At 58.8% G+C, this 26123-nt stretch carries 24 protein-coding genes and 2 tRNA genes; 10 read left to right on the top strand and 16 right to left on the bottom strand.

The genetic code is table 11. The features are described from left to right. Window positions 1-37: 37 nt before the first annotated feature. The 3 genes from JAO29_RS15480 to JAO29_RS15470 all read right to left on the bottom strand — a co-directional run bounded on the left by JAO29_RS15480 (window position 38) and on the right by JAO29_RS15470 (window position 2723). A complete protein-coding gene (locus JAO29_RS15480; RefSeq protein ID WP_334269148.1) occupies window positions 38-595 on the bottom strand; it encodes a recombinase family protein in 558 nt (185 codons plus the stop codon). 183 nt (window positions 596-778) lie between these two features. Continuing rightward, the gene (locus tag JAO29_RS15475; protein ID WP_334269147.1) at window positions 779-1729 is read right to left on the bottom strand and encodes a hypothetical protein; all 951 of its coding nucleotides are present in this window, start codon (window positions 1727-1729) and stop codon (window positions 779-781) included. Window positions 1730-2009: 280 nt separating this feature from the next. Then, window positions 2010-2723, bottom strand: coding sequence for a uracil-DNA glycosylase family protein (locus JAO29_RS15470; RefSeq protein WP_334269145.1), 714 nt, complete (start codon window positions 2721-2723; stop codon window positions 2010-2012). On the opposite strand from JAO29_RS15470, the gene JAO29_RS15465 reads away from it, so the two are divergent. After that, window positions 2722-2877: a hypothetical protein gene (locus JAO29_RS15465; RefSeq protein WP_334269144.1), complete on the top strand. Its 156-nt coding sequence runs from the start codon at window positions 2722-2724 to the stop codon at window positions 2875-2877. The two genes, JAO29_RS15470 and JAO29_RS15465, sit on opposite strands and share 2 nt — an antisense overlap. Here the strand turns inward: JAO29_RS15465 and JAO29_RS15460 are convergent. The 3 genes from JAO29_RS15460 to JAO29_RS15450 form a co-directional block, all read right to left on the bottom strand. Next, complete coding sequence (locus JAO29_RS15460) at window positions 2852-4216, bottom strand: LAGLIDADG family homing endonuclease (protein WP_334269143.1); 1365 nt, start codon at window positions 4214-4216, stop codon at window positions 2852-2854. The genes JAO29_RS15465 and JAO29_RS15460 overlap by 26 nt on opposite strands. A gap of 205 nt (window positions 4217-4421) precedes the next feature. Then, window positions 4422-5171, bottom strand: coding sequence for a hypothetical protein (locus JAO29_RS15455; protein ID WP_334269142.1), 750 nt, complete (start codon window positions 5169-5171; stop codon window positions 4422-4424). A gap of 71 nt (window positions 5172-5242) precedes the next feature. Next, window positions 5243-5494 carry a hypothetical protein gene (locus JAO29_RS15450; protein WP_334269141.1) on the bottom strand — a complete coding sequence of 84 codons (252 nt, stop codon included), beginning with the start codon at window positions 5492-5494 and terminating at the stop codon, window positions 5243-5245. A 15-nt stretch (window positions 5495-5509) separates the two neighbouring features. Between JAO29_RS15450 and JAO29_RS15445 the strand changes: the two genes are divergently transcribed. The 3 genes from JAO29_RS15445 to JAO29_RS15435 are packed head-to-tail and all read left to right on the top strand — an operon-like array spanning window position 5510 to window position 9103. Continuing rightward, a complete protein-coding gene (locus JAO29_RS15445; protein WP_334269139.1) occupies window positions 5510-5809 on the top strand; it encodes a hypothetical protein in 300 nt (99 codons plus the stop codon). Between the two features lie 37 nt (window positions 5810-5846). Beyond that, window positions 5847-7586: an ATP-dependent nuclease gene (locus JAO29_RS15440; RefSeq protein WP_334269138.1), complete on the top strand. Its 1740-nt coding sequence runs from the start codon at window positions 5847-5849 to the stop codon at window positions 7584-7586. Continuing rightward, window positions 7583-9103, top strand: a complete 1521-nt coding sequence (locus JAO29_RS15435) for an ATP-dependent helicase (protein ID WP_334269137.1) — start codon at window positions 7583-7585, stop codon at window positions 9101-9103. Before JAO29_RS15440 ends, JAO29_RS15435 begins: the two co-directional genes overlap by 4 nt. A gap of 1032 nt (window positions 9104-10135) precedes the next feature. Here the strand turns inward: JAO29_RS15435 and JAO29_RS15430 are convergent. The 3 genes from JAO29_RS15430 to JAO29_RS15420 form a co-directional block, all read right to left on the bottom strand. Further along, a complete protein-coding gene (locus JAO29_RS15430; protein ID WP_334269136.1) occupies window positions 10136-11521 on the bottom strand; it encodes a tyrosine-type recombinase/integrase in 1386 nt (461 codons plus the stop codon). A 147-nt stretch (window positions 11522-11668) separates the two neighbouring features. Next, window positions 11669-11761 (bottom strand) — tRNA-Ser (locus JAO29_RS15425). Between the two features lie 195 nt (window positions 11762-11956). After that, complete coding sequence (locus JAO29_RS15420; protein ID WP_334269135.1) at window positions 11957-12520, bottom strand: inorganic diphosphatase; 564 nt, start codon at window positions 12518-12520, stop codon at window positions 11957-11959. Between the two features lie 134 nt (window positions 12521-12654). On the opposite strand from JAO29_RS15420, the gene purS reads away from it, so the two are divergent. The 4 genes from purS (at window position 12655) to hemG (ending at window position 16580) form a co-directional block, all read left to right on the top strand. Continuing rightward, window positions 12655-12900, top strand: coding sequence for a phosphoribosylformylglycinamidine synthase subunit PurS (gene purS, locus JAO29_RS15415; protein WP_334269134.1), 246 nt, complete (start codon window positions 12655-12657; stop codon window positions 12898-12900). A gap of 175 nt (window positions 12901-13075) precedes the next feature. Further along, window positions 13076-14179 carry a uroporphyrinogen decarboxylase gene (gene hemE, locus JAO29_RS15410; protein WP_442886407.1) on the top strand — a complete coding sequence of 368 codons (1104 nt, stop codon included), beginning with the start codon at window positions 13076-13078 and terminating at the stop codon, window positions 14177-14179. Then, window positions 14176-15189 (top strand): ferrochelatase, encoded by a 1014-nt coding sequence (locus JAO29_RS15405; RefSeq protein WP_334269133.1) that lies wholly within the window; start codon window positions 14176-14178, stop codon window positions 15187-15189. Before hemE ends, JAO29_RS15405 begins: the two co-directional genes overlap by 4 nt. Further along, window positions 15189-16580 (top strand): protoporphyrinogen oxidase, encoded by a 1392-nt coding sequence (gene hemG / locus JAO29_RS15400; RefSeq protein ID WP_334269132.1) that lies wholly within the window; start codon window positions 15189-15191, stop codon window positions 16578-16580. The genes JAO29_RS15405 and hemG overlap by 1 nt, the downstream gene beginning before the upstream one ends. On the opposite strand, the gene rbsK is transcribed toward hemG, so the two are convergent. Then, window positions 16563-17501 carry a ribokinase gene (rbsK, locus tag JAO29_RS15395; RefSeq protein WP_334269131.1) on the bottom strand — a complete coding sequence of 313 codons (939 nt, stop codon included), beginning with the start codon at window positions 17499-17501 and terminating at the stop codon, window positions 16563-16565. The genes hemG and rbsK overlap by 18 nt on opposite strands. Before the next feature lie 170 nt (window positions 17502-17671). Between rbsK and JAO29_RS15390 the strand changes: the two genes are divergently transcribed. After that, a complete protein-coding gene (locus JAO29_RS15390) occupies window positions 17672-18604 on the top strand; it encodes a tetratricopeptide repeat protein (protein ID WP_334269130.1) in 933 nt (310 codons plus the stop codon). A 310-nt stretch (window positions 18605-18914) separates the two neighbouring features. Here the strand turns inward: JAO29_RS15390 and JAO29_RS15385 are convergent, their stop codons facing one another. Then, window positions 18915-20069: an acyl-CoA dehydrogenase gene (locus tag JAO29_RS15385; RefSeq protein WP_334269129.1), complete on the bottom strand. Its 1155-nt coding sequence runs from the start codon at window positions 20067-20069 to the stop codon at window positions 18915-18917. Between the two features lie 191 nt (window positions 20070-20260). On the opposite strand from JAO29_RS15385, the gene JAO29_RS15380 reads away from it, so the two are divergent. Continuing rightward, window positions 20261-21496 (top strand): MFS transporter, encoded by a 1236-nt coding sequence (locus JAO29_RS15380; protein WP_334269128.1) that lies wholly within the window; start codon window positions 20261-20263, stop codon window positions 21494-21496. A 170-nt stretch (window positions 21497-21666) separates the two neighbouring features. Here JAO29_RS15380 and JAO29_RS15375 read toward each other — a convergent pair whose 3' ends face one another. The 5 genes from JAO29_RS15375 to alaS all read right to left on the bottom strand — a co-directional run. After that, on the bottom strand, window positions 21667-21990 hold the full coding sequence (locus JAO29_RS15375; RefSeq protein ID WP_334269127.1) for a GDSL-type esterase/lipase family protein: 324 nt from the start codon (window positions 21988-21990) through the stop codon (window positions 21667-21669). After that, window positions 21975-22307, bottom strand: coding sequence for a hypothetical protein (locus tag JAO29_RS15370; protein WP_334269126.1), 333 nt, complete (start codon window positions 22305-22307; stop codon window positions 21975-21977). Before JAO29_RS15370 ends, JAO29_RS15375 begins: the two co-directional genes overlap by 16 nt. Before the next feature lie 272 nt (window positions 22308-22579). Then, window positions 22580-22656, bottom strand: a tRNA-Arg gene (locus JAO29_RS15365). A 314-nt stretch (window positions 22657-22970) separates the two neighbouring features. Continuing rightward, window positions 22971-23564 (bottom strand): hypothetical protein, encoded by a 594-nt coding sequence (locus JAO29_RS15360; RefSeq protein ID WP_334269125.1) that lies wholly within the window; start codon window positions 23562-23564, stop codon window positions 22971-22973. Between the two features lie 250 nt (window positions 23565-23814). Beyond that, window positions 23815-26123: alanine--tRNA ligase (gene alaS / locus JAO29_RS15355; RefSeq protein WP_334269124.1), on the bottom strand; the 2309-nt coding region annotated here is incomplete at its 5' end.

The raw sequence follows: 26123 nt of genomic DNA, 5'->3' as shown, positions 1-26123 counted from the left end.
CGGCTAAGAAGCCTGTATTGGGTGTGAAAGTGGATGCTCAAGCAGCCTTTAGGTGAGTGTCCAGGGTTTGTCGACTGATCCCCAACTCACGTGCGAGAGCGGCCTTCTTTTCCCCGGCTCCTAACCGATCCCTGAGAGCTGCCACCTTGTCCGGTGTGAGCACAGGTTTGCGTCCTTTGTAGACCCCGGCCTTCTTAGCCAACGCTATCCCTTCCCGCTGCCGTTCCTTTATGAGTGACCGCTCGAACTCAGCGAACGCACCCATGACGGAAAGGAGCAGGTTCGACATCGCGTTGTCTTCGCCGGTGAAGGCAAGCGATTCCTTTATGAACTGAACCTTCACCCCACGCTTCGTAAGGCCCAGGACTATCGCACGGAGATCGTCCAAATTTCTTGCGAGGCGGCACATGGAATGCACAGCAAGCGTGTCGCCCTCGCGTAGAAATTCTAGTGCCGCCTGTAGCTGCGGACGCTTTGTGTCCTTACCGGACGCTTTGTCTGTGAACACCTTGTCCAGCTTGACGCCGTCTAGCTGCCTGAGTTCGCGTTGATCAAGGGTACTCACCCTCTTGTATCCAATTATGTGTCCCTGCACTGATAACTCTCCATTATGTCCAAATAGACTTTAGGACTATAGTGAGCATGAGTCAAGAAATTATCATTCACACTCTAATTGGACTTAATCAGAGGCGTAACTGGACGCTCATCTGGGGTATACCCCAAATAGACGGTTTAGCCACAAATGTCTAAGGCACTGTTTTTTCAGGGTGGTTTTGATCTAGTCCTCTCTAAATCGCCGACCAGTCTTACGAACCGGCGATTCAGGGTGAAGTTGCAGTTGCTCGGGACGGGGAATCACTTTGAGCACCTGGAGGATAGTATTTCTCTGAACCAACCGGGATTTTTGCTCGACCTTCCACGCCAGTTGGACCACGAGCGTGTCTCCTTCACCGAATGTCACCGTCCGCTCATGGACCTTCTTCCAGAAGTCGTCATCCTCTATCTTTGCAACCACCGTCGCGCCTTGCTCAAAGAAGGTCCAGCTGCTTGTCTCCGTGAAGGATAGTTTTGAGACCGTGAGTGCTGCCTGTCGTTTCCCGCTCAAAGCGGGAGAGGTCGGCAGTTCAGTCAGAGGCTCTGTATTGAAGTAAGCGACCTCGGATTTGTCTAACGAAGCCTGTTCGACTCCATCTTTGACTAATGAGATGCGATCCACTTGCGCCCCCGCCAGAGGCTTCACAAAACTGCTCAAGCCCTGCCGGATGGCATCATCTCCATACAGATTGAAGATATTGTTGGTTACAGTCTTTCTGTTCTCACCAATCGTAAGTTCCGTGCTCTCCCCAATCCTCGTCACGGCGTCCGGCTTCTTTCCTTTTAGCCACTTGTAAAGCTCTAGAAGCCCATCCTTTATTTCTCCTTTATGATGCCAAGCAAAGCCCAGAGCCGACGTTATTCCGGTGGCATCGAGGATCGGATGGGCTGTGATCAATTGCCTTCCATGCTCAGTGATTGTCTGCACTAGTTGCAGGTCAACAATGAATGACCCTTTGCGGAATCCGGCTTCTACGAATACGCCCGCCTCGCTTTCTTCCCCGTTCAGAATCTCGTTCGCTCGGTTGAATGTGTGGCTATAGCCCGCGAGTGAATCTGCAAGCAAAGAGGCATCTATCAACCCGTTCTCGACTCCAGGCCCATCGAAGACTAACTCCACTTTTTCTGTACTCACCAATGCCCCCTATCGTTCCACCTATACTAGTAGAAGTCGAGTGGGTAAGGCTTTGGTTTTCATGGTGTTCCAGTGGTAGTCTCCGGGCATACTCTTACGGAGCAAGACGAGACACGTGCTTATAGATTGGATTGCGGCGTTTTCTAAGCGCTCCGGGATTCCCACCCGCCGAAGCTGGTATCCCGGCAGACGGCTCTTACGAAGAAAAGTGGTCCGCCCGAGGGCACGACGCTGGCGGAATGCGCTGACCAAGGAGAGCTAAGCGACAGGTCTCTGACAGCTACGCCAGCGCAGCCCGGATGAGGTCAGCTTCGGTCATGGGGATGCGCATGTTCTTCATCCGACGCCCTTGATTCGCCGCTCCGAAAGACGGATGCAAGAGAGCGACCACGTTCGTCCGAACTCTCGCCGCAGGAACCTCGACGTCGCGTGCTGAATGGCCGATGCTGCTCCGGTCAATATCAGTCCACTTCTCGGCATCCCGCCAGGGCATAAGTGCGGGAATCAGACTGTAGGCGCGACTGGCAACCTCAGGGCCGAGCAGAAGTATCGCCGTCGGCTTGATCTCGCGGATCTGCTTCAACAAGAGCGAAAGACATGCCTGCTCGTACTCATGGTCAGGCTTTCGAAGGAAGCGTCCGGTCTGCTTGCTGCCGGGGAGAAGGCCGACAAACCAGTTGGTGCGAAAGCACTGAGCGGGGTTGGAACCGGCTTGAAGGAGTAGAGCGTCCAAGTTCCGCCACGTTGCTTTGTCGTCTTCACAGCCTGCTGACTGAATCTCGTTGCGGTAAGCCTGGCAGCCGAAGTTGTGCCCGATGGCGATGATCGTGGGGTGGTCATTCCGAACCATTGCCACATGACTCAGGCCGAAACCCTCGGGAAAGAATGCCGGGCCGGGGAGTCCTCCCACACCCGGTAGGCGGTCGGTACCCGATGGCGGCGCAATCGCCAAGGACTCTTCCTGCCATCGCGCGATCGATGCGAGCAAACTCATGAAGCCACTCTACGCGATGAGGGCCTCCATCTTCTCGACTATGCAGTGGATTCGGGTCTACGTCATCAAGACAAGCGGAATAGCCCGGCACGTGTTCAAGGAGCAGGTGCCGGGCAATATCAGCTTCATCAACGGTTGGTGGCACCACGGCTGACGACGCCGTTCAATACATATGAATTGGTCAACGGCATCGTGAAGTCGAAAGTGGGTTCTGCAGGCATAGGAGTGACCGAAATCACTTCGTCGTAGTAGTAATCAGCCACATAGATTTCCCGTAGCCGCTCGAGCGCAAGGCTTTTTGCCCAACTTTCCGCAAGAATTTCTGCCAGACGCTGGTACGTGAGCTTGGCATTCGGCGTTCGATCACAGGTGTTCCGATTCATGTAGTCCCGGACCTTGTAGTAAAGTGCACGATCTACCTCGGACGAGTTGCACACAGCACTGATAAGACCGCCGACGTTGGGAATGGAGTCAAGGTTCGGGTTCCGTTTCACACCCCGGAGTCCATCACAGGCCTTCTTCCGGATCTCACTGCGGAACCCTACGTTGGTCAGGAACGATTCTGCCTCAGCACCGTAGAGCATCAAGCGCCAGTATTCTTTTTCCGGGTACTTCGAAACACTCTTTTCCTTCAAGATACTGACGATTCCAAAGTGAACCAGCAATGCAACTTTAACTTCGGAGAGGAGCTTCTTCGACGCCGACGATACTTCGATGACGGAGCCATCGATAGAACACTCACAGTCAAAGTAGCCCTGAAGGACCGCACGGATGCCGTCACGGTTGAGACGACGCAGAACCGGTCCCAGAACCTTACCTGCGGCGTTGCAGCGCTTCCATCCGAGCAGTTCATAGAGCCGCTCAACGCCGACCTTCGAGTTGAAATAGTACCCCAAGGACTTCGTCTTCCCTGGCCTTGCGTAGATCCTGGGTTCCTTCCCGATGAGTGCAGTTCCAGAGTTGACGATGGCGCTCTGGACGACGGGGTCATCATTGCAGAGGAGAATGCGGTTCCATCCAAGGTGGCCGTCTGCCAGCGTTACCCCGACGAAATAAAGCTCGTCGTAGGACAGATCGGCGACCACCCCGATGCCTGATCCATAACTACGGTTGACCGTCAAATGGTGACCGGGGGTGATGTCTGACAGCTTCTTCCACACCCACCATCCGGCTTCGTCGATGGTAAGAAGCTTCTGGCTTGCGGTGGCCTTGATGTCAAGCCCTGACCGCGTGACGACATGGAACAGGGAACGGGAGCCGTTGTTGGTTAAGGCTGAGGTATGTTCGGCCTCGCCGTGACGATTGAACAACGGATAACGCATCGGCGTGTTCTTGTTCGTGCAGGTGGCGCCGATGCCGGTTTCAGTAAAGATTTCCCCAACATACTTCAGACCATGGGAGGAGATGATCAACTGATCAGCAGCAATACAGTGGCTTAAGGTGGGCCCGGGTTCAGGCTGGACGATGTTCTTCGGTGGGTGTTTAAGGGGCACTTTTGTTGTTCTCCGAGTGGTATATGCGGGGGGTCGTTAAACCTCCACTCGGGGTAATACCGTCGCGGGGACCTGAATCCTGAATTCGTAGGATCCTTTACTTTATTCGGCGCGTAGCGGGTCCAGTACTCGGGGCGATGAAGGATTCCCTTGGTGCGTGTGCGCTGATTGCGTCCCGCTCCCACGACCTCGACGGTGGCGTTCGTCAGAGCGATGAGGAACCGCTCAGGAACGTTCTGGGGATGCCGAGCAGGATCGCAGCGCTATAACGGCCCATGATGGCCATCAGCACAGCGTCACAAGCATCGGTATCGAGGTTGTGATACTTGCCCAGGTCCAGATACTCGTAAGCCTTGCCGACGTTCTCGACCTTGTTCTTATTGCCCGTCTTCTTCAATCCCATGAGCGAGCGCAGAGTAGACGCGTTGGTCATCTGCACCTGGGTCCTACCGAAGTCGGTCAGCAGCGAGCTCGAATCGAGCAAAACAAGATGCAGAATGCGGCTGATGCTGGTCAAAAAGTCGTTCCCCGGGGTGGGGGCCTCGAGCGAGATGATGAGACCAGTGCGCTTGAGAGAATCTAGGTGGTGCTCACTCCTTGCGAGAGAAGCCACAACCTGATCCAACATCCGCTTGAGCGTGAGAGCGATCGCCTTAGAACGGATCCACACCGGCACGCTGGCGTCGTCGGGCTTGAGGCTCCCCACGTCCAACCAGCGAGCGGTCTGTCCACTCGGACCGTTCTCGACAAGCATGAAGGCGTATCCGGTGCGGGACAGGGAGGGATCGAGGCCCAGGACGAGCCAACGATCGATCGAATCATCGGGAGGGATGATCTTCAGCTCGGGAGGCGCAGGCGGGGCCTTGGGGGTCCGCTTCCGCTTGATCTTCACTCCATCAGCAATCTGATCGAGCATCTCCGAGTTGTCCTTCCGCACTGCACGCGCTCTTGCCACAACGACTCCGTCTATCTGGGTTCAGGGACAAAAAGGACCGGAGCTACCGAAGCAGCTCCGGTCGCGAGGGACTACAGGTCGTCGAGGTTCTCGGCCTGGAGCTTGGCTCCGGAACCGGAACCGGCGGCGGAATTGCCAGAGAGCACAGCCTTGAGGTCGAGCTCGGTGACAACCTTGCCGAGCTTCTTCTTCAGCTCAGCTCCGTCAGCGAACTTGGCAGCCTCTTCGAGCACAGTCTTCTCGAGCTCGGGGTTGGCACGGAAGCGGGCCTTGTTGGACACGCGAACGTACTTGAAGCCGATCCCGTTCTCGCGATATGCCATCGCGAAGTCGAAGGAGTGCGCACCGGCGTCATCCTAGGACACGAGTTCCGAGATGCCACGGAAGCCTGCCTGCGAGAGCTTGATCCAGCCGAGCTCCCAGAGGATCGCGTGGTTGGGATCCTTGGGGTACTTGCCATCGGCGGGGTTCGCGTTCTTGTACTTGACCGCGAGTACAGCAAAGTTCAGCTGCGCCTTCTGGTCATCGTCATGGTTGAGCTTCCTGCAGCAGGGAGCGAGTTCGCCAATCCCGATTCAATTGAACCAAGTAGACTCCGGCTTCCGCGTACGAACAAGAATTCTCAATGGGCGCACTAGAGGAGTCGCTCTATGATGGATCAACCGCACGAACACCATGAACGCACCCGTCATCTACCGCCTTATTATCGAGCGCTTCCGTTGTATCAAAAGCTTCACTTGGCAACCCGCCAAGGGCGTAAATGTCATTTTGGGGGGAGGCGACGTCGGAAAGACCACCATCCTCGACGCCATCGCGCTTTTGCTTAGCCCTACTAACCCCGCAGCGCTAGCCGATACCGATTATTGTGCCAGGGCCATCGACGCAGGTTTTGTAATCGAAGCAGTCGTCTCGCTGCCGTCGCAAAGCGGGATCAACGGTCAGACCAAGCCTTCCTGGCCGTGGCAATGGGACGGCAAAGATATCAAGGTACCGACCATCACAGGAGAAGCTTCCAGCGGCGAACCAGTTTATCGATTTCGTCTGCGTGGAACGGAAGAGCTGGAGCTCATTTATGAAATCATCCAGCCTGACGGCACGGCCGACAGCCTATCCGTTGCGCTGCGGCGTAGCATTGGCCTTGTGCGCCTGAGCGGGGATGACCGGAACGACCGTGACCTCCGTCTCGTACAGGGCTCGGCGCTGGAGCGACTAATATCGGACAAAGCATTGCGCTCCCGACTTACGACCGAGCTGGCCAAAAGCGATGTCGCCAGCCAGCTTGAGCCGGAAGGACGGATCGCGCTCGAGACATTGGATTCTGTTTTCAAGGCAAAGAATTTGCCTGACAATCTCGACCTCGCCCTCACGGGAGGGCAGGGACTGTCCATCTCGGCATTGATCGGGCTTACCGCGAACCGTGACGGCGTGCAGCTACCGCTGGCCAGCTGGGGTTCTGGAACGCGACGATACGCAGCGCTTGCAATTGCAGAACAAAACCAGGGCGAAGCTCCCATCACAATTGTCGACGAGGTGGAGCGCGGCCTTGAACCTTACCGGCAGCGCGTCCTGATAGAGAATCTTCTAGGCGGTCCGTCGCAGGTCTTTCTCACCACCCATAGTCCGGCCGCTATTTCGGCCGCAGAGGAAGCAAGCCTCTGGTATGTCGATCACAACGGCAGGATAGGTGGTCTGGCATCGGCAAGTGTGGCGCGGCAGCGCAAGCACGATCCCGAATGCTTTCTGGCCCGTCTGGCTATCGTTGCTGAAGGTGTCACCGAGTTTGGCTTCGCCTCCGCTCTGCTCGAAAAAGCCTTTGGAACTGTCCTGCAGAAGCATGGGGTGCATATAACGAATGGCGGTGGGCATGAATCTGCGCTCGGACTCCTCGAAGCGCTATCAGTCGCTGGCCTCCGCTTCGGCGGGTTTGCCGACGACGAAGGAAAGCATCCGGAACGTTGGGAACGGGTATCGGAAAAGTTGGGCACTCTTCTCTTCCGCTGGCAATCCGGTTGCCTCGAAGAGAACATCATCGCCGCGTTGCCGGACGATAAGTTGGAAGCGCTGCTCATTGACCCAGAAGACCAAAAAACTGGGATGCGCCTGCGGACGCTGGCCGATCGGTTGGGAATCCGGGAGAAGGATTTTGTAACAATTAAGGCGACCGCCGACACGGAGCTCCGCACACTTATTCTCTCGGCGGCCTTGGGCACTGTACCGCAGGATAAGACCGGGGAGAAAAAACAATATCAATCCCACAGCCAGACTTGGTTCAAAACGCTAGACGGCGGCCGTGAACTCGCGGAGAAGATCTTTAGGCTCGGCGTTTGGCACAATCTGAAAAATCAATTGCTGCCTTTCTGCAACGCCGTCCGGAAGTCGGTTAATCTCGATGAAGTTCCGGATTTGAACACGTGAGTGATGCCAGCGTTTATGCCGCACTACGATCGGATATGCCCCTCGTAGTGGTGGAAGCACCTGCCGGATGCGGGAAAACCACCAGTGGCGCCGACTACGCACGTGAGATTGCCGTCGCCAGCAAAAAACCTCGGCTTCTTATCCTGACGCACACCCACGCGGCCTGTTCCGTTTTTTCTGAGCGCACGAAGGGCGTCGGCGCCAACATTGAAATCCGAACCATCGATAGCGTCATTGCACGAATAGCCTCCGCTTATCATCTGGGCCTAGGCCTTCCGTCCGATGTATCTTCTTGGGTCCGCCAGCGACGGGATGGGTATCGAGAACTCGCGCTCACTGTCTCGGCGCTTTTGCAGCGGCACCCGATGATAGTCGCCTCGCTAGCGCAGCGGTATGGCATCGTGATCTGCGACGAGCATCAGGATTCCAGCGGCGACCAGCATTCCATTGTTATGGCGCTTCAGTCCCAAGGAACGAAACTTCGAATCTTCGGCGATCCGATGCAAAAGATATTCCGGGAGAGATCGCGGGTGTGCACCAGCGTCGCCTGTGACTGGGATACCATTACCCGACAAGCACACGCATATGAACAGCTAGATCATCCGCACAGGTGGACGAACGGATGCACAGAGCTGGGGCAATGGACTCTCGCCGCACGAAGTGCCCTCAAATCGGGGGGGACCATCAACCTGCGCACCGGTTTGCCTCGCTCCGTCACGGTTGTATTCGCGGAAAACCGGTCTCGAAGAAACAGGGAATATCAGCTCTCTTCGCAAGACCGACGACCGATCGACACCTTTGAACGTATGTACTCGTCTCTGTTAATCTTGACCCGTCATAACGACGCTGCCCGCTCGCTACGCGCGTTCTTCAATCGCCGCATCACCTTGTGGGAAGGGCATACCCGCACTAGTCTAGAAAGACTCGTCGATGGGCTTTCAGCCGGGCGAGGCGACGCCATGGCCGTGGCATCGGCCACTGCCGCGTTCGTCAGCGAGACTGGCAAAGGATTCAGTCCATCCGCCTTTGGCAACCGATTCGAGCAAGAGATACGCGACGGCTGTACCGGTTTGTGCCGTGGCAAACCCGCAGCCATTCAAGGCCTCGCGCGTTTTCTGGTAGACGAGCCTAATCACTTCGGAGTGGCCAAGATGCTCCGTCGACTATCTGAACTTGCTTCCAGCAACCAAAACTTCGCCGACATCAAGATTGACTGCCATCGAGAGTTTTGGGAGGCGACTCGTCTGGGCGACTTTGACAGTGCGGAAAACGCGTTTGCTGAGATTACCCACCGCCGGGTTTATTCTCGGCCTATCCCTGCGGAGAGGGCTATCAGCACGATACATAAAGCGAAAGGGCTGGAGTGCGGAAGCGTGATTGTCATGCCCTGCGATGCCCAAATGTTCCCCGACAAAGAGGACGCCCGCTGTCTACTGTACGTCGCGCTCAGCCGTGCAAAGAGTCATCTGATGCTCGTGGTTTCCCGTAATAACCAGAGTCCACTGCTTACGATCTGAAATTCTCGCAATTCATTGTACGCCGGGTACGAAGGCGAATCAGGTCGTGAATACTCGATTAGGAGTTTGGCCTGGCATGCGCCGGATCAATCTCGACGGTTGAAGCGGTCGATTCTAGAAGTCGGATTGGCGTCGTGAAGCAGCGCACGGGCGAGACGCATTTATGGGTACCCCGTGACCCGGCCTTCGAAATGGGTTTGTCGCCTTTCTGGAATTGCACAAATGACTGTTCAGGTGCAGAGATTATGTGTATGGAACAGCCAACAGAACAAGCAGAAAGTAGGTACGTTGAATTGTGGGTACTACTTCGACATCTCGACGCCATGAGCCGCGGCCCCGAGCAATGGGCCGGTTTACCGCTAGCCCCATCCTTCGCGACTTCCGAGGGAGAAATACAAAAGTACATACTGCTTGGCTACTCAAACCCAGACCCGACGAGCCTGCCTAACGCGCTTATATACCTCGTGCCGATAGAGCGGTACCACGCCTCCGACAGTAGTCGGCCAACGTTATTGTGCAGCATCGGGCTTGATTTACTCGTCCCCTTATCGAAGAGTCTCTATTGGTCGGGTGATCTGCTCCACTACGATCAGCTGGAAGATCTCGCTCGCTTTTGCGGGCCGCTGATGAAGCAGTTGTCCCAGCCGGTGCCGGTTCCGTTGTCGTGTCGCCCTGGCACCTCCCAAAAAAGTAAGCCGGATACGGGCGGACAGACAATGGACGGTATGACGTACAGGGATGCGCTATATGCGCTACTCGCGAAGTGGTCGGGGTCGAGACAGCAAGTGCAGAACGCGATTTGGCGCACCACACCAATCGCGTGATCACCACACAACCAGTGCTCAAGTTTCTGGCGTTTCGATGGCTGCTTTGAGCCAGCCTGAGCGAGGTGATAGAACTATCGCGCAAATCTTATCTTGGAAAAGGTCTAGGATCACTATCAAACCGCCAAAATGCTGTGGAAGGTAAAGCCGCGGTTACCCATTGGGCTTGTCGTCGCTCAAGGAAGAATGCCCTGACATGAAGAAGACTTCATTCCTTATTCCTCGGATAGCTCTCGAAGCCTTGGAAGGTGCTGTTGATCGTCTTCCGGATCGTATCGTCGTCCGCGTCGGCGATATAGGTTAGGGTCGTGCGGAGATCACTGTGCCGGAGGTACCGCTGAACCGTCTGTGCCGGAAGTCCCTTGTGGTGGACGAATGTCGCAAAGGTCTTCCGCAGTTTGTGCAGTACGAACTGACTGCACACTGGGTATGTCATACACGACTTCTGCTTCTTCTTGTTGCCACATTGGCCGCAGTTCAACCCAGCGCGGAGAGCGAGACGCTTGACTATGCGAAGTGCATGTCCGTTTGGCTTACCGCTCTTTCCCGGGAAGATCAGACGCGTCGTCGGATACCGTTCCCGCCGAGCTTTAAGGACACACACGAGAACATCCGGGATAGGGAGTGAGCCTTCCTCCTTGTCCTTGGGCTGATACCCCAAATCGAGGTGTTCGGTGACCGTATACGTCTTGAGTCCCAGATCTACGTCGGTCCAGCAAACGAACTGTGCGTCCCGTTCACGGGCACCGGTACAGAGGAAGAATTGGAGCAGATCGGCTTCGTCCTGCGTCGCCTCGGCGAAGAGTTTGGCGAGCTGACTCGGATTGTATGCTCGAGCCTTCTTCTCTGTGAACTGGGGCAGATCCTTACCCTTCAGCAGCGACGGGAGGCCATAATGGTGAAGGAAGATTTGGAAGAAATCGATGCGGTTGCGACGAGTGCGAGGAGCGCTACCCTGTACGTCCTTCAGGAAGGACACATAGTCTAGTAGGTCCTTACGAGTGAGGTCTGCAAGTGGCTTGTCCGGGAACCGACGGTTGATCTCACCGGCTTCCTTTATCGCTTTGCGTTGGGATGCGGTGACCGGTACGCCGTCGATCTGAGCTTTCTTGACCGCTTCCGTCGCCGCTTCCCTAGCGACTTCGGGACTGAATAGGTAGAGCGTCTTCCTGTAGGCTGCGTAGGTCTTCGCAGACTTGTGTGTTTCTACTTCGGCCAAGTACTCCTTGATCGCATCGTTAAGCAGCAACCGAGTCGTAGACTGCTCTGGGATCCGAAGAGTCTGAGATGCGACCTCGGCAAGAATCTGGCACTTGATGTCCACGGCAGCGTCGCTGACGTGTTGGAGATCGCGAATCTTCTGCTGTAGTCGTGAAAGTGCGAGTGAAGGCTCCCTGCCGACAGGTTCCCATACCCGCTTACCCGCGTTGCGATAGCGGAGATGGTATGAAGCGTCGGGGAACTCGGTGGCTCTGTCAGAGTGGATGGCGTGATGAGGACGAAGGCGACCGTTCGCGGCGAACGCTGCCTTCAGATAGCGGTAGGATCCGTTCGGGAGACGGACACGGAGATACAACTGCGCGGGTGACTTCACGATTAGCCTCTTTGGGCTAATACCGTCGTCAGGTGCCGTTCAGTGATTATGGGAGTTGGTCAACCTTACAGATCGGGTAGCAACTGCTGGTAGCAGTGCGTTTCGACTGGTTCATAACCGTTGATGTAGAGGGGGTTGTAAGATTTCTGGCGGAGAGTGGGGGATTCGAACCCCCGATAGAGCTTTTGACCCTATAACGGTTTAGCAAACCGCCGCCTTCAGCCACTCGGCCAACTCTCCGAACCCTGCTTTGCTCGGGCTTTCAGGTGATTATACCGTGCCGCTCCCGGAATCTCGTCATCAATCTAAAGAACTCTTCGCTGAGCAGCACATTCTGCTGAGAACCGGGCGTCTCAATGACAACAAGCAGCTGAAAAGCCGGAAAGCGCTGACCTTGCGCTCTTCCCGGCTTTCTCGATGGATCTTATCAACCGTCTACTTGGCTGCGCCAATCTTGACGTCTTTCTCTTTCTCAGGCTTGGTATCGATGAAGCGCTGTTGCGCCTCAAGAACCTTCGCCCGGGCGAAGGAGGCGTCACGCCATCCCTTCACCTCAACCCGCTTGCCTTCCAGATCCTTATAGATTGCAAAGAAGTGGGTAATCTCCTTCAGCATGTGAGGGTAGATCTCCGAGAAGTTCCACACATCCTTGTAGCGAGGATTACCCTTGCCGACCGCCAGAACCTTTTCATCGCCCACACCCTGGTCACGCATCTCGAGCAGGCCTATGGGACGGACCTCCATGACGCAGCCAGGAAAGCTCGGAGCATCCACCAGAACCAGAACATCCAGCGGATCCCCATCGTCACCGAGAGTCGAAGGGATGAAGCCATAGTCGCCGGGGTAATGTACGGGGGAGTAGAGATTGCGGTCCAGACGGAATACGTGGAGCTCTTTGTCGTATTCGTACTTGTTGATTCCCTCTAGTGGGATCTCGATGACCGCGTTGATCACCTCGGGCGACTCAGGGCCCACAGGAAGCTCAAGGTAGTTCGGCATAAAGTTCAATTCTCTTCTCTTCATTCGAAAATTAGTGGCGTGCACTGGGGGCCAACGCGGCCATGGATGATCGAGTGCCTTTCAGATCGAGGAGCATAGGGCTGAAAGTCGCGCCATGTCTATAATCAAACAAGATGAAGGCACATGTCTATGTCACGTTGAAACGAACCGTGCTGGATGCCCAGGGGCAGACAGTCGCGGACGCGCTGCGCAGAATGCAGTATCGCGGAGTGGCCGATGTCCGGCAGGGGAAGTATTTTGTGCTCACACTCGACGATGGACTGGAGCGCGCCGAAGCCGAGGCCGAGGTAGCCCGCATCGCGCGCGAGGTTCTCACGAACCCCGTCATCGAAGAGTGCACCTTTCGCCTGGAAGACTGAAGCGAAAGCTTTTACCCGCCGCGAAAGGTTCGTTTCCCTAACCTTCCAGATAGACCGGCGTATTGATGCCCTTGGATGGTCAGAAGCATCTTCGAGACGTGCATCGTACTATCGCCCTCGCTCGCTGGAACCCGCGTGGCTGCGGGTGCTACGCTCATGAAAGAGGAGTCAAGCGTTGAGTGATGCATCCCTGGAAGCGGGCAGCGAAGCCGTCATTGAAACATCTCACGTGCGCGGCACCAGCCGTTTTGTAAGAGCTTGCCTGCGCCAGACGGTGGATCGTACCCCGGTCTGGCTGCTGCGCCAGGCTGGCCGATACATGCCGGAGTATATGGCGGTCCGCAAGCATCATTCGCTGCTTGAGATCTGCAGAACCCCCGACATCGCCGCCGAGGTCACAATCACAGCCGCCGAAAGGCTCGGCGTCGATGCCGCCATCATCTTCGCCGACCTCCTTCTACCCTTCACCCCGATGGGTGTCGACTTTGAGTTCCTTGCCGGTGAGGGGCCGGTTGTTCACACGCCCGTGCGCACGCTCGAACAGGTTCGCGCCGTTCGCACTGATCGTGTCGACGAACTGGGATATGTCGCCCAGGCCATCGAGAAGGTGGCGCACCACTTCTCTGCCCCTCGCGATGACGGCGACCAGCTGGGCATCATCGGATTCTGCGGAGCCCCATTCACGCTGGCGAGCTACATGATCGAGGGCGGCTCCTCACGCAACTACATCGAAACCAAGCGCATGATGTACAGCGACCGCGCCGCCTGGCCGCTCCTGATGGAAAAGCTCATTGACGTGTTGACCTGTTACGCCGCCCAGCAGGTCCAGGCCGGTGCCGATGTTATCCAGATCTTCGATAGCTGGGCCGGTGCGCTCGGCGTGACCGACTACAGCGAATACTGTCTGAAACCGACGATCGAACTGGTAAGGCGCGTCCAGGCAATGGGTGTTCCGGTCATCTATTTTGGCGTCGATACCGCCTCGCTTCTTCCGACCATGCGGCAGACCGGAGCCGATGTCATTGGGCTCGATTGGCGCATTCCGCTTGCGGAAGGCTGGAAAGCTCTTGGCGAGAACTGTGCCGTCCAGGGAAACCTCGATCCCATCGCGCTCTTCGCTCCTCACGACGTGCTCCGTTCGCGAGTCCATGAGGTGCTCGAAGCTGCCGCCGGTCGTCCCGGTCACATCTTTAATCTCGGCCACGGCATCGTTCCCGGAACCCCGGTTGAAAACGTCATCCAGACCGTGCAGTGGGTCAAGGAGTTCGGGGCACGATGAGCCACGCTGTCCTCCTGCTCGCTCATGGAACTCCCAACGCTCTTGGCGAGATGGCCGAATATCTCAGCAAGGTAACCGGCGGCCGTGCCCTGCCCAACGAAGTGGTCGAGGAGTTGAAGCATCGCTACGCTCAGATCGGTCTGGGCGACGCACCCGGTACCGAACCGCCGCCTCTGACCAAGTGGACGCTCGCCCAGGGACATGCTCTCGAGCAGGCACTTGGAGACACCCGCGTCTACATCGCGATGCGGAACTGGTCGCCATATATAGCAGACGTGGTCGCGCAGATGCGGGCCGACGGTGTCACTAAAATTCGCGCCATCTGCCTGGCTCCGCAGAACTCACGCACCAGCGTCGGCCTCTATCGCCGGGCGCTCATGGCAGCCGCGAACGAGATCGAGGTTGAGTTCGTAGCCGGTTGGGCTGAAAACCCTCGTCTGGTCGAGGCGTTCGCAGAGAAGCTTCAGCCCGTCTGGTCCGCTGCCAGCGCTGAGCTTGGAACCAACGCCCCAGTCCTGTTCACCGCTCACAGCGTTCCCTGCCGCACCATCATGACCGGAGAAGCATCCATCGCAGGAGCGCGTCCGGGAACTCCCATGCAGGACACACCCGATCCTTATCCCGTTGAGGCGAAGAGGACAGCAGCACTGGTCGCTGAGCGGCTCAGCGCAGAGGGTCTGACCGGAAGCGATTGGTATTTCGCCTTTCAGAGCCAGGGTGTCAGTGGCGGACCGTGGATCGGACCGACCGTCGAAGATACCCTCAAAGCGCTCAGGGCCGCCGGTCACACCGGCGTCGTCATGCAGCCGGTCGGCTTCGTCTGCGATCACGTCGAGGTTCTCTACGACATCGACATCGCGTTCAAGGAACTAGCCGATGCGCTGGGGCTGAAACTGTGGAGAGCCGACAGCCTCAACGATTCTCCAACCTTGACCCGCGCTCTCGCCGAAATCGCACGGCGCGAACAGCAGGCCGAGACAGGTCAACTCACCGCAGCAAAGGTTGGTTGATGCCTCAACCGGGACGAATCGCGATCATCGGCGGCGGAATTGCAGGTATAACCGCGGCCTACGAACTGGCGAGACAGGCAGAGGGCAGAGAGCCGCTGCACGTTGCCCTGTTCGAAGCCTCGTCGCGGCTCGGCGGAATCGTCGAGACCACTCGCGAGGGCGGATTCATCATTGAAGGCGGACCCGATGGCTGGGTCAGCGAGAAGCCCTGGGCGCGTGATCTCGCCGTTGAGCTGGGGCTGGGCGATGAACTGATCTCTTCCAACGACGAGCAGCGCCGAACCTACGTGCTCATCGACAACATCCTGAAGGCCATGCCCAACGGCATGCGCATGATGGTTCCGGCGGATCTCGCCGCTGTGGATGCATCGGATCTCTTCAGTGTGGATGCCAAAGAGGCCTTCCACCGCGAGATCGCGCGAGCCGAAGAGCTGAAGACGCAGGCGCCCGATCAAGACGAGAGTGTGGCGCAGTTTGTGCGGCGGCACTTCGGCGACGAGGTCCTCGACAAGATCGGAGCACCACTGTTGAGCGGCGTCTTTGGTGGCGATGTTACGCAGCTCAGTGTCCGCGCCGTTATGGCTCCTTTTGTCGCCATGGAGAGAGAGCACGGCAGTCTGATCGCCTGCCTGCAGGCACGCGCAGCCAAAGATCGCAAGACAGCTTTGTTTACTACCCTCCGAAGCGGACTCGGTACGCTGATCGACCGGATGGTTGCGGCGATCCCTCAGAACTGGATTCACCTCGGGGTCGAGGCGACCGCTCTGCTGCTAGAGAGGGATGGCTGGCTCCTGACGACCGACAAAGGAGAGCAGAGCTTCGACGCCGTCTTCCTGGCGGCTCCCATCCACGCCGCGCGCGCCCTTCTGCACCCGGTCGATACGCGTGCAGCCGAGCTGATGCAGATGGACGCCAGCTCTGCCGTCGTCGTTGGATTCGGCTTCGACGACGCATCCCAGGTTCCCGTGCCGCCGGGATTCGGATTTCTCGTACCGCCGGACTCGCGCAGTCTTCTCCTGGCCTGCACCTTCATGGATCAGAAGTTCCCGGATCGCGTGCCCCCCGGCGGCCGTCTTTTGCGCGCCTTCTTTGGAGGACGCTCCGCCACACGCGTGATGCAGTGCAGCAACGATGAGACTGCTGTCATCGCGCGGATGGAGCTGGCGCGAATCCTCGGACCGCTGCCCGAGCCGCGAGTGACGGGGCTGCGACGCTGGCCGCACTCGCTTCCGCAGTACGCCGTCGGCCATCTGGAGCGAATGGAAGAGCTGGACCAACGTGTCCGAGGGCTCGACGGTCTGTATCTGCTTGGCAACGGTTATCGCGGGGTCGGCCTCCCCGATCTGGTTCGCGATGCGCGTGCCGCAGCCCGGTCAGCGATCGAGCGCTGAGGCGAGAACGGCTTCAATCTCTTCGCGGCGCGGCATCGAGGGCGCGGTCCCGGCTCGTGTGACCGAGATACCTGCGGCAGCGCAGGCGAAGCGTGCCGCCTCTTCCAGTCCCCTGCCTTCTGCCAACGCGACTGCGAGGCCGCCGTTGAAGGCATCTCCCGCGCCTGTCGTCTCAAGGACCGGGCCTGCATCGATTGCAGGCAGGTGAGCAGTGAGCTCGTGGTTCTTCAGCAGGACACCGTTGGCGCCAAGCGTGATGGCGATGTTTGCCACTCCGCGATTGAGCAAGGCCTCCGCGGCCCGCTCCGCCGCATCTACGTCTTCCACCTCAATCCCGGTGAGAGCCGCGGCCTCCGTCTCGTTGGGCGTGATGTAGTCGCACAGGCCGTAGATGCTGTCGGGCAGCGGCATTGCCGGAGCCGGGTTCAGGATGGTCCTGACTCCGTGTTTGCGTGCGAGGCGCAAACCGTGTTCGACGACCGCGACCGGAAGCTCAAGTTGGGCGATAAAGATGCTGGAGGCAGCGATGGCCTGCTCGGCGCGGGCCACCTCTTCGGCGGTGAGTTCAAAGCACGCACCGGGAACGATGATGATGGCGTTCTCTCCGCGTCTCTCATCCAGAATGATCGCCGCCGCACCCGTAGCCTGCGATGTACTGGCGATAAAGCTCGCATCGATCCCCTCATCACGATAGAGGCTGCGAGCCATCTCTCCGAAGGAGTCGTTCCCCAGCTTCGTGATGAAGCAGACATCGCCTCCGGCACGCGCCGCGGCGACGGCCTGGTTGGATCCCTTGCCTCCGGGCCCGATGACGAAGGAGGAACCCATGCGGGTTTCGCCCCAGGCAGGAAGTGCGTTGACGTGAAACGCAAGGTCGGCGACAAAGCTTCCCAGCACGAGGATGCGGTTGTTTACGGTCAAATCTGACTCCCGATGCAAGCATAGCCGAGAGGGCCGAATCCGATTTGGTACACGTTATCCACGGAAATTTAACCTCACAGCCTTCAAAAGGCTTGATGGGCGCAGGGTTTCGAAGGATACTCCAACAAGAAGTTGTGGCCTTCGAAGACGGTTGCCACCGAGACACCACCGTGACCCGATATAGCCGTCAAGACGTACTTCGGATCCTGCACCTGAACCCGCGGCAGTTGATGTCGTGGGAGCGGGCCGGACTTCTCTCTCTCAAAGAACAGTACACGTTTGAAGACCTGGGACAGCTTCGTGCCCTGCGCGATCTTCAGGCCCATGCGGCAAAGACGCGGACGCGCATCTCAGCCAAGAGCATCCGCGCGTCTGTGGATGCGATGCAGCGAGTCGCGGGGATGCAGAATCCCCTGCTCGAGAGCTCGGCCGTACGCCACGGATCGCACCTTGCGTTCCGCCTGGGCGGCGTTCTGGTCGATCCGCTGACGCAGCAGCTTGCCTTCGACTTCGACGCCTCGGTCCGTTCGCGGCAGGAGATCGTCTACAACACCGAACTTCGCACGACCAATCCGGCCCAGAGGACGGCAGCGCTGCAGGAGATGTTCCTTCGCGCCGTACAGATGGAGGAGAAGCCGGCGACGATTCCCCAGGCGGCCACGCTGTACGAAGCCATTCTTGCCGCCCAGCCGAATCATGCACCGGCGCTGATCAACCTGGGAACGATCTACTACAACCTGCGCCAGTTCGAACTGGCCGAGGGGCTGTATCGCCGGGCGACGATCGCCGACCCGGAGTATGCCCTCGCGTTCTTCGACCTGGGCAACGTGCTGGACGAGATGCAGCACCTGGATGAGGCGACGTTGGCCTACCAGAAGGCGGTCACACTGGTTCCGCAGTATGCGGACGCTCATTACAACCTGGCGCTTGCCTACGAGCGGCAGGGGCACAAACGGAGGGCTCTGCGGCACTGGCTGACCTATGTGCGGCTGGATCCGACTGGGCCATGGTCCAATCATGCGCGGGAGCAGGCTCGAAAGATTCTCAAGTCAGAGAAGCTGTCGATCGTGAGCCGACGTGGAAGACTGGTCCGCGCCGGGTAGCCCATCCCCTAATATTACGCAAAATCCTCAAACAAGACGACTTAGCCTTGGATCTCCTGTCCTTGCAATTGCGTAAATCATTGAAAGCGCTAGCCGATGTAGGCGAGAACCCTGCAAAATCCTGAATCTGAACGAGTTAGGTTGATCACTTAGGGAGATCCTGACGCAAATTCCCCTGGTCACCTCGATCGCTACTTGATCCCTGGTTAAAGGATAGAAGAATGGAAGGGGAGAATCGGCAGGTATATCTACTTCCAACTCTGCAGCTTACAGAATCTGGCGCTTGACAGCCCTGCGGTGAACCAAGCCTCTAGAGGATCAGCTTTGCGATCGTCGCGAGCTGCATGAAGGAGGTCCCTTCATAGATCTTGCCGATCTTTGCGTCACGGTAGAGCTTCTCGACGGGGTAGTCCTTGACGAAGCCTGAGCCGCCGAAGACCTCCACCGCCAGTGAGGCGACGCGCTCGGCTACCTGCGAGGCAAAGTACTTGGCCATCGCCGCCTCCTTGAGGAAGGGCTGGCCCGCGTCCTTGAGGCGGGCGGCGTTATAGACCAGCAGGCGGGCGGCCTCGATCTCGGTCGCCATCCCGGCGAGCTGGAATTGCATGGCCTGGAAATCCACGAGGGCCTTGCCGAACTGCTTGCGCTCTTTCGCCCAACGAGCGGCGTGCTGCCATGCTCCCTGGGCGAGGCCGACCATCTGGGCACCGATGCCGATGCGCCCTTCGTTGAGGGTTTCGATCGCAATCCTGTATCCCTTACCGGGTTCTCCCAGAACGTTGGCGGCGGAGACGCGGCAGTCGCGAAAGACGAGCTCGCAGGTGCTGGAGGCGCGGATGCCGAGTTTGTCTTCCTTTTTGCCAAGAGTGAAACCGGGGGCGTCCTTTTCGATCAGAAAAGCCGTGATGCCCTTGTAGCCGGCGTCGCGATCGATGGTCGCGAAGACGATGAAGAGACCGGCCTCCTTTGCGTTGGTGATCCAGAGCTTTTGCCCGTTGAGAACGTATTCGTCTCCGTATCGTGTGGCGCGGGTCTCGAGGGCGAAGGCGTCGGAGCCGGAGGCGGCTTCGCTGAGGGCGTAGGCACCGATGGTGTCGGCGGCGAGGCGCGGAAGGTAGCGCAGCTTCTGGTCTTCGTTGCCCCAGCGCACGAGAGCATTGATGCACAGCGTGTTCTGCACGTCGACCAGAACTCCGACTGCGGGATCGACCGCAGAGACTTCTTCGACGGCGAGGATGGCCTCGAAGAAGGTGCCTGCGGCGCCGCCGTATTGCTCGGGCACCTCGATCCCCATCAGGCCGAGAGAGAAGAGCTGGTGGAGAAGCTTTGGGTCCATCTGCTGCGAGTCGTCCATGGAACGGACGAGGGGTGCGATCTCTGCGGCGGCAAACCGGCGAACCGTGTCGCGAAACATGCGCTCGTCGTCGGTGAGCTGGGTTAGGGCTGCGGGGCTGGTTTGAACCATGTGGTTGTGACCTCAGAGAAGATGCAAGTGGTGAGTTTAGCCGGTGGATGGGCGATTGAGAAACGGAGAGGAGTTCGAGGATGGAGACCGCAGATCTTTCGACTTCGCTGCGCGCAGGGTGACCCCAGATGAGAAAGGCGACGACTGTGACTGCTTAAAGGTTTTAGACTGGTACTTAGTTCATTTTGCTGATGACCAAGAAACCGAACCCGCAGCGAACTCCCCTTCCCTTCCTCGGCGTCGCATGCGCGGTCGGGGTTTCTACGATGTATTACAACCAGCCGCTGCTGGAGGAGATTGGCCGGACGTACGGCGCAACGGCTGGACGCACGGGGTTTATCGCCGTGGCGACCCAGGTCGGCTATGCGCTGGGGCTGCTCTGCTTTGTTCCGCTGGGAGATGTTCTGGAGCGGCGCGCCCTCATGATGCGGATGTATGCCGCGGTCGCTGCCGGGCTGCTGCTGGTAGCCTTTTCTCCGACGCTCAGCTTTCTGATTGTGGGTTCGGTGGTGATTGGACTGCTGGCCTCGGTGACGCACATCGTTCTGCCGATTGCGCCGGACCTTGTCAGCCATGAGGAACGTGGCCGCGCTATCGGCACGGTGATGACGGGGCTGCTGCTGGGGATTCTGCTGGCCCGCACCTTCGCGGGATGGGTGAGCCACATCTCGGGCTGGAGATACGTCTTTGGCGTGGCCGCAGTGATGAATGGGATCTTCGTTCCGCTGTTGTGGCGGGTGATGCCGAAGCTTCCACCGAAGCAGAAACTCAGCTACGGCGATGCGATGCGATCGCTGTGGACGCTCTACAGGACGCAGCCTCTGCTGCGCGAATCGAGTGCGATCGGAGGCTTGGTGTTTGCCTCGTTCAGCTGCTTCTGGACGACGCTGGCCTTTCTGCTGGAGAGTCACTACCGCCTGGGCGCAGGTGTCGCCGGAACGTTCGGACTGGTGGGAGCCGCAGGAGCGCTGGTGGCTCCGATGGCTGGCCGAATGGCCGACAAGCACGGTTCGCGCTGGGTGATCTCGGTGGGAATGGCGCTGCTGGCGTTATCGTACGTTGTGCTCTGGGGGCAGGAGCGGCTGCATATGGCGACGGCGCTGCACCTGGTGGCGCTGGCCCTTGGGGTGATCGTGTTGGATGTGGGAGCGCAGATGTGCCAGGTGGCAAACCAAACGAGGATCTTCGGGCTGGACCCTTCGGCGCGCAGCCGGTTGAATACGGTTTACATGACCCTCTACTTCACGGGAGCTGCCGCAGGGTCAGCACTGTCGACGATGGCGTGGGTCCACTGGCGATGGAACGGCGTATGCGGACTGGCGATTGTGCTGATTGCGCTGGCTGCGCTCCGCCATTCGTTTGGGTGCCGCAGCACCGACCAGGACCTTTGCCACCCGACGAGAGAAGATGAGTTGATGGAGGCCTGAGGGCTTCGTTTTTTGCAGAGGAGAGACAGCCCGCGCAGAGGTTTGGTAGGCGAGGCAGGGATCGAACCTGCGACCCGAGGGAGAAACGGTCACGCTGTTAGGTTTCCGCGACTCTCTCGAATAGAGAGGATGGTTTCAGGCGAACCAATCCGAGTCGATTTTGCAGTGATTTAGGGCAGATGTGCCTCGACGAGAGGTTGCATCACAGCGAAGCCCGCCGGGGCCGGGTGAACTCCATCACTCGTCATCCCTTCGGCATAGTGGAGCCCGTCAGTGCTCGTAAGCGCCGCGTGATAATCGACAAGGGTAATACCCTCGTCAGCGGCGAAAGTCTTCAGCCACGCATTGAGCTGCGCGATTTGCTCGTATCGTAAGGCTGTCTGATCAGGAGCGGATGAGCCGCACATGGAGTCGCTGTAGCATCCCCAGGGTGGAATTGTCCCGATTACCACTTTGATCCCATAGCGCTTGGCCATCCTTACCATAGATCGCATACGGGAGCATGTGTTCCGATCGCCTTTGCAAAGGACCCAGCCCGGGTAAATGTCGTTCGTCCTGCCAGGATAGGGACGGTGCCGGGGTGAAGAAGCAGGACATCACGCTCGAATCTACCGGCGATTGCACTGGAAGTTTGCCCCGGGATGCCTTTGTTGATCCAGTTCTTATGAGCTTTGAAAGCAGCTTGCTCTCCCCAAAGCTCGGTGATCGAGTCCCCTATAAAAACCACATCGTTCGTGACAGGCAGTATGACGATTCCGCTACCACACGCCTGGACAAGGAGTAGAGGCAGAAGCAAGAAAATGCGTTTCATAGTCAACGGATTCTTAGTTTATCCAGAACGCGATTTATACCGTATGTGAGATGCGAAAATTTCGATGAAGTGCTTATCCCTGTTGTATGCCGATCAAGAATGATGACGCGCAGCATCTGTAAATGTGGGTGCTACGAGAGAATACTTCAGGGGTTGTTAGAGGCCCTGACTTCCCCGGATGAATGAACATGGGGCTTCAGTCGCGGGGTGAAGGATTTTTCAGTCCTGGAGTCAGAGTCTGGAGGAATCTTGCGACTTATTAGTTGTGAGGGTGGTAGGCGAGGCAGGGATCGAACCTGCAACCCCGAGCTTAGAAGGCTCGTGCTCTATCCGATTGAGCTACTCGCCCGCGCGTAATTCCTTAAAGCCGTGCTCTCACTGGAGGGCGTGACTACACTTATTGTAAACGGGGCAGATGCGGACTTTGCTTAAAAAGATCTGCGCCGTGCGGCGGGGTCACGTTTATACCGGAAGCTGGCGCTACATGGAGGCCGACCTGAAGAAAGTGGCTGGGGGAGATTCAGAACCAGCATTCTCTGAATGCGGTTTGGCGAGGCGGTCGAGTTTGCAAGTCCGCGGCGTTTCTTGCCTCAGATGAGGTTCCATTTACCGTGGGCGGCGAGTTGCTGGCCGATGGCGGGCTTCGCTGTAGCGTGGCTTCGATCAGGCGGTCGCGAAGGCTCGGGTGCGCAGCAGGCTGCTGACCTCTTCAAGAGCCGCGCCCCAGCGTGCTTCGGCGGCTCGATCGTCATAACCGAGCGCCTTGACGTACAGGCTGATGGCGAAGCCTTCCTGCGGACCGGCGAGATCGACCAGCGCGGGGCGGAGAACGCACTCCAGCATGGCGTAGGGATGCTGCAGCGGAGCTGCGAGACGCGTGATGCGGTGCAGCAGCTGCTCATGCTGGTGGAAGGAGACGAAGACGGAGCGCTCGCGCCAGAGAAGATCGATGTAGCTGATGAGGCCGGAGGGTCCGTCCTCGGGGATGAGATCGAGTTCATGGAGGAGTGGCTCGCGTTCTTCCGCACTCATCTTCCAGACGTCGCATTTGGCAGTGAAGACGGGGGAGCGGGTGGCGTTGAGAGCGCGCAGGGAGTGCAGCAGTGAGGGGTGCTGCGATGCTTCCTCAAGCCAGTCGAGGTCGTCGGGATTTTCGCGAAGATCAATGAAGTGCCGGGATCGGTCGTCGGGATCGGACCAGGGGACGACAAGGACCGGGTCATCCGCGCCGCATTCGACCGTCCATTCGCAAAGCATCTTTCTATCTTAGCGGCATGGCGCGGAGAGACGTCGGAAGGATGCCGTCCGGCCAGGCATATAGCTTCCTGCACATCGGAAGGATGCTTGTATTGTGCCCGCGACACCATCGACGTCATGGGCGAAATACAGGGATCCTTCGCTTTCGCTCAGGATGACGGCTCTATGGGAAGACGATGGCTTCCAACGGGGATTCCTTGCGTCTCGGAAGATGACGGCCTTCTAGTGAGCGCTTCGTGGGGAGAGCTGATTAAGAGAGTAGGCCCTCGACGATGGAAGGCGCTTTGGAGAGAGCGCTATCGAGCGCAGCGGGATCGCTTCCTCCAGCTTCGGCGAGATCGGGCCTGCCGCCTCCCTTGCCTCCGACGAGAGCGGCAAGCTGGCCGACGACCTTGCCCGCCTGCACGCGCGAGGTGAGGTCTTTGGTGATGGCTACGATGAGCGAGACTCGACCGTCTGCAGCGGCTCCGAGGACGACGATGCCGGAGCCGAGCTTTCCACGCAGTTCGTCGGCCAGATTGCGCATCTGGCTCTTGTCGAGAGCGTCGACGCGCTGCGCGAGCACCTTGACGCCCTTGACCTCGACCGCAGTGGCCGCCGCGTCGGAGACGGCAGCGGAGGCAGACTTCATGCGCACCTGTTCGAGCTCGCGACGAAGCTTCTTCATCTCTTCTTCCTGCACGGCGATGCGGTGACGCAGGGCATCGGCAGGAGCGAGCTCGGTTGCGCCGACCATCTGGCCGACGACACGGGCGACTTCGAAGCCGCGACGGAACTCCGAGAGCGCGCCGGTTCCGCTGACGGCCTCGACACGCCGGACGCCGCTTGAGACGGAGCCTTCGCCGACGAGCTTGAGCAGACCGATCTCTCCGGTGGCGCCGGTGTGGGTTCCTCCGCAGAGCTCGGTGGAGAAGTTGCCGATCTTGACGACACGCACGCGCTCGCCATACTTTTCGCCGAAGAGCGCCATCGCGCCGAGCTCGTTGACGGCGACATCGATCGGGACATCGACCATGGTCTCGACGGGAGTGTTGGCGAGGACTTCGCGGTTGACGAGATCTTCTATCTGGGCCAATTCCTCGTCTGCAACTCCAGCAAAGTGCGAGAAGTCGAAGCGCAGACGCGACTGGTTGACGAGCGATCCGGCCTGCTTGACGTGCTTGCCGAGGACCTCGCGCAGAGCGGCGTGGAGAAGATGGGTTCCGGTGTGATTGCGCTCGGTGGCGAGGCGGTATGCAGCATCGACGACGGTATCGACGGTGTCGTTGACGGCGAGCGTCTCGCGCGCCCTGACCTTGTGGGCGAAGACTCCCTGGACGGGCCTGGTCGCGCCAAGGACATCGGCGACCACGGTGTTGTGATCGTCGGAGTAGAGCCAGCCGATGTCGCCGACCTGGCCGCCGGAGTCGGCGTAAAAGCTGGTGGCGTCGAGCACGACTTCGCCCTGCTCACCTGCTTTCAGCTCTGGGACACCGGCACCGTCCTTTACCAGCGCGAGGATCTTTGCGCCTTCGACCTTGAGGGCGGAGTAGCCTTCAAACTCAGTCTTGGCGATCTCACGATAGACGGGGGCAGCAGACTTCTGCGAGCCGCCCTTCCAGGAGGCACGGGCGCGGGCCTGCTCCTCGGCGCGAGCGCGTTCGAAGCCGGCCATGTCGAAGGGAATGCCAGCATCGCGTGCGGCGTCGACCATGAAGTCCAGCGGCATGCCAAAGGTCTCGTAGAGATGGAAGGCGGAAGCACCGGAGCGCAGCGTCTCCTCGTTCATCTGGCGTAGCCCAAGCTCGAGCGTACGGGCGAACTGCTGCTCTTCGGCGAGCACCACCTTGGCTACCCGGTCGGCGGATTCCTTCAGCTCCGGGTAGGCGGCGGCCATCTCGTCGCGCACGGCGTAGACCATCTCGTGCATGAAAGGCTTCTCCTGCCCGAGCAGGCGGCCGTGGCGGATGCCGCGCCGCATGATCTTGCGGAGGACGTATCCGCGGCCCTCGTTTGAGGGAAGGACGCCGTCGGAGATGAGGAAGGTGGCGGCGCGGGCGTGGTCGGCGATGATGCGCAGGGACGCCTGCGAGCGGGAGTCGATCTCATGATCGGGCTCGACCTTGTGGCCGGTGAGTTCTTCAGCGCGCTTGATGAGCGGGGTGAAGAGGTCGGTCTCGAAGTTTGAGAGGACGCCCTGCAGGACGCTGGAGACGCGCTCGAGGCCCATGCCGGTGTCGATGGAAGGCTTGGGAAGCGGCGTGAGGAGCGGGCCGCCGGGGGTGACGGTGCGGTCGAACTGCATGAAGACGAGATTCCAGATCTCGACGTAGCGCTGCTCGTCCTCGCCGAAGGGCTTGTCGACGGAGGGATCTTCGCCCGCCTCTTTGCCGAGGTCGTAGTAGATCTCGCTGCAGGGACCACAGGGACCGGTGTCGCCCATCGCCCAGAAGTTATCCTTCGCGCCGAGTTCGAAGATACGTTCGGCGGGAACACCGGCGTCGAGCCAGAACTGGTAGGCCTCGTTGTCGCGCGGCACGCCCTCGTCGCCTTCGAAGATGGTCACGTAGAGCTTCGCGG

Origin of the sequence: Edaphobacter sp. HDX4 (assembly GCF_036877565.1) — a bacterium.
Lineage (GTDB): Bacteria > Acidobacteriota > Terriglobia > Terriglobales > Acidobacteriaceae > Edaphobacter.
The sequence above is the reverse complement of the archived record's forward strand: the minus strand, read 5'-3'. Positions and strand labels throughout refer to the sequence as shown.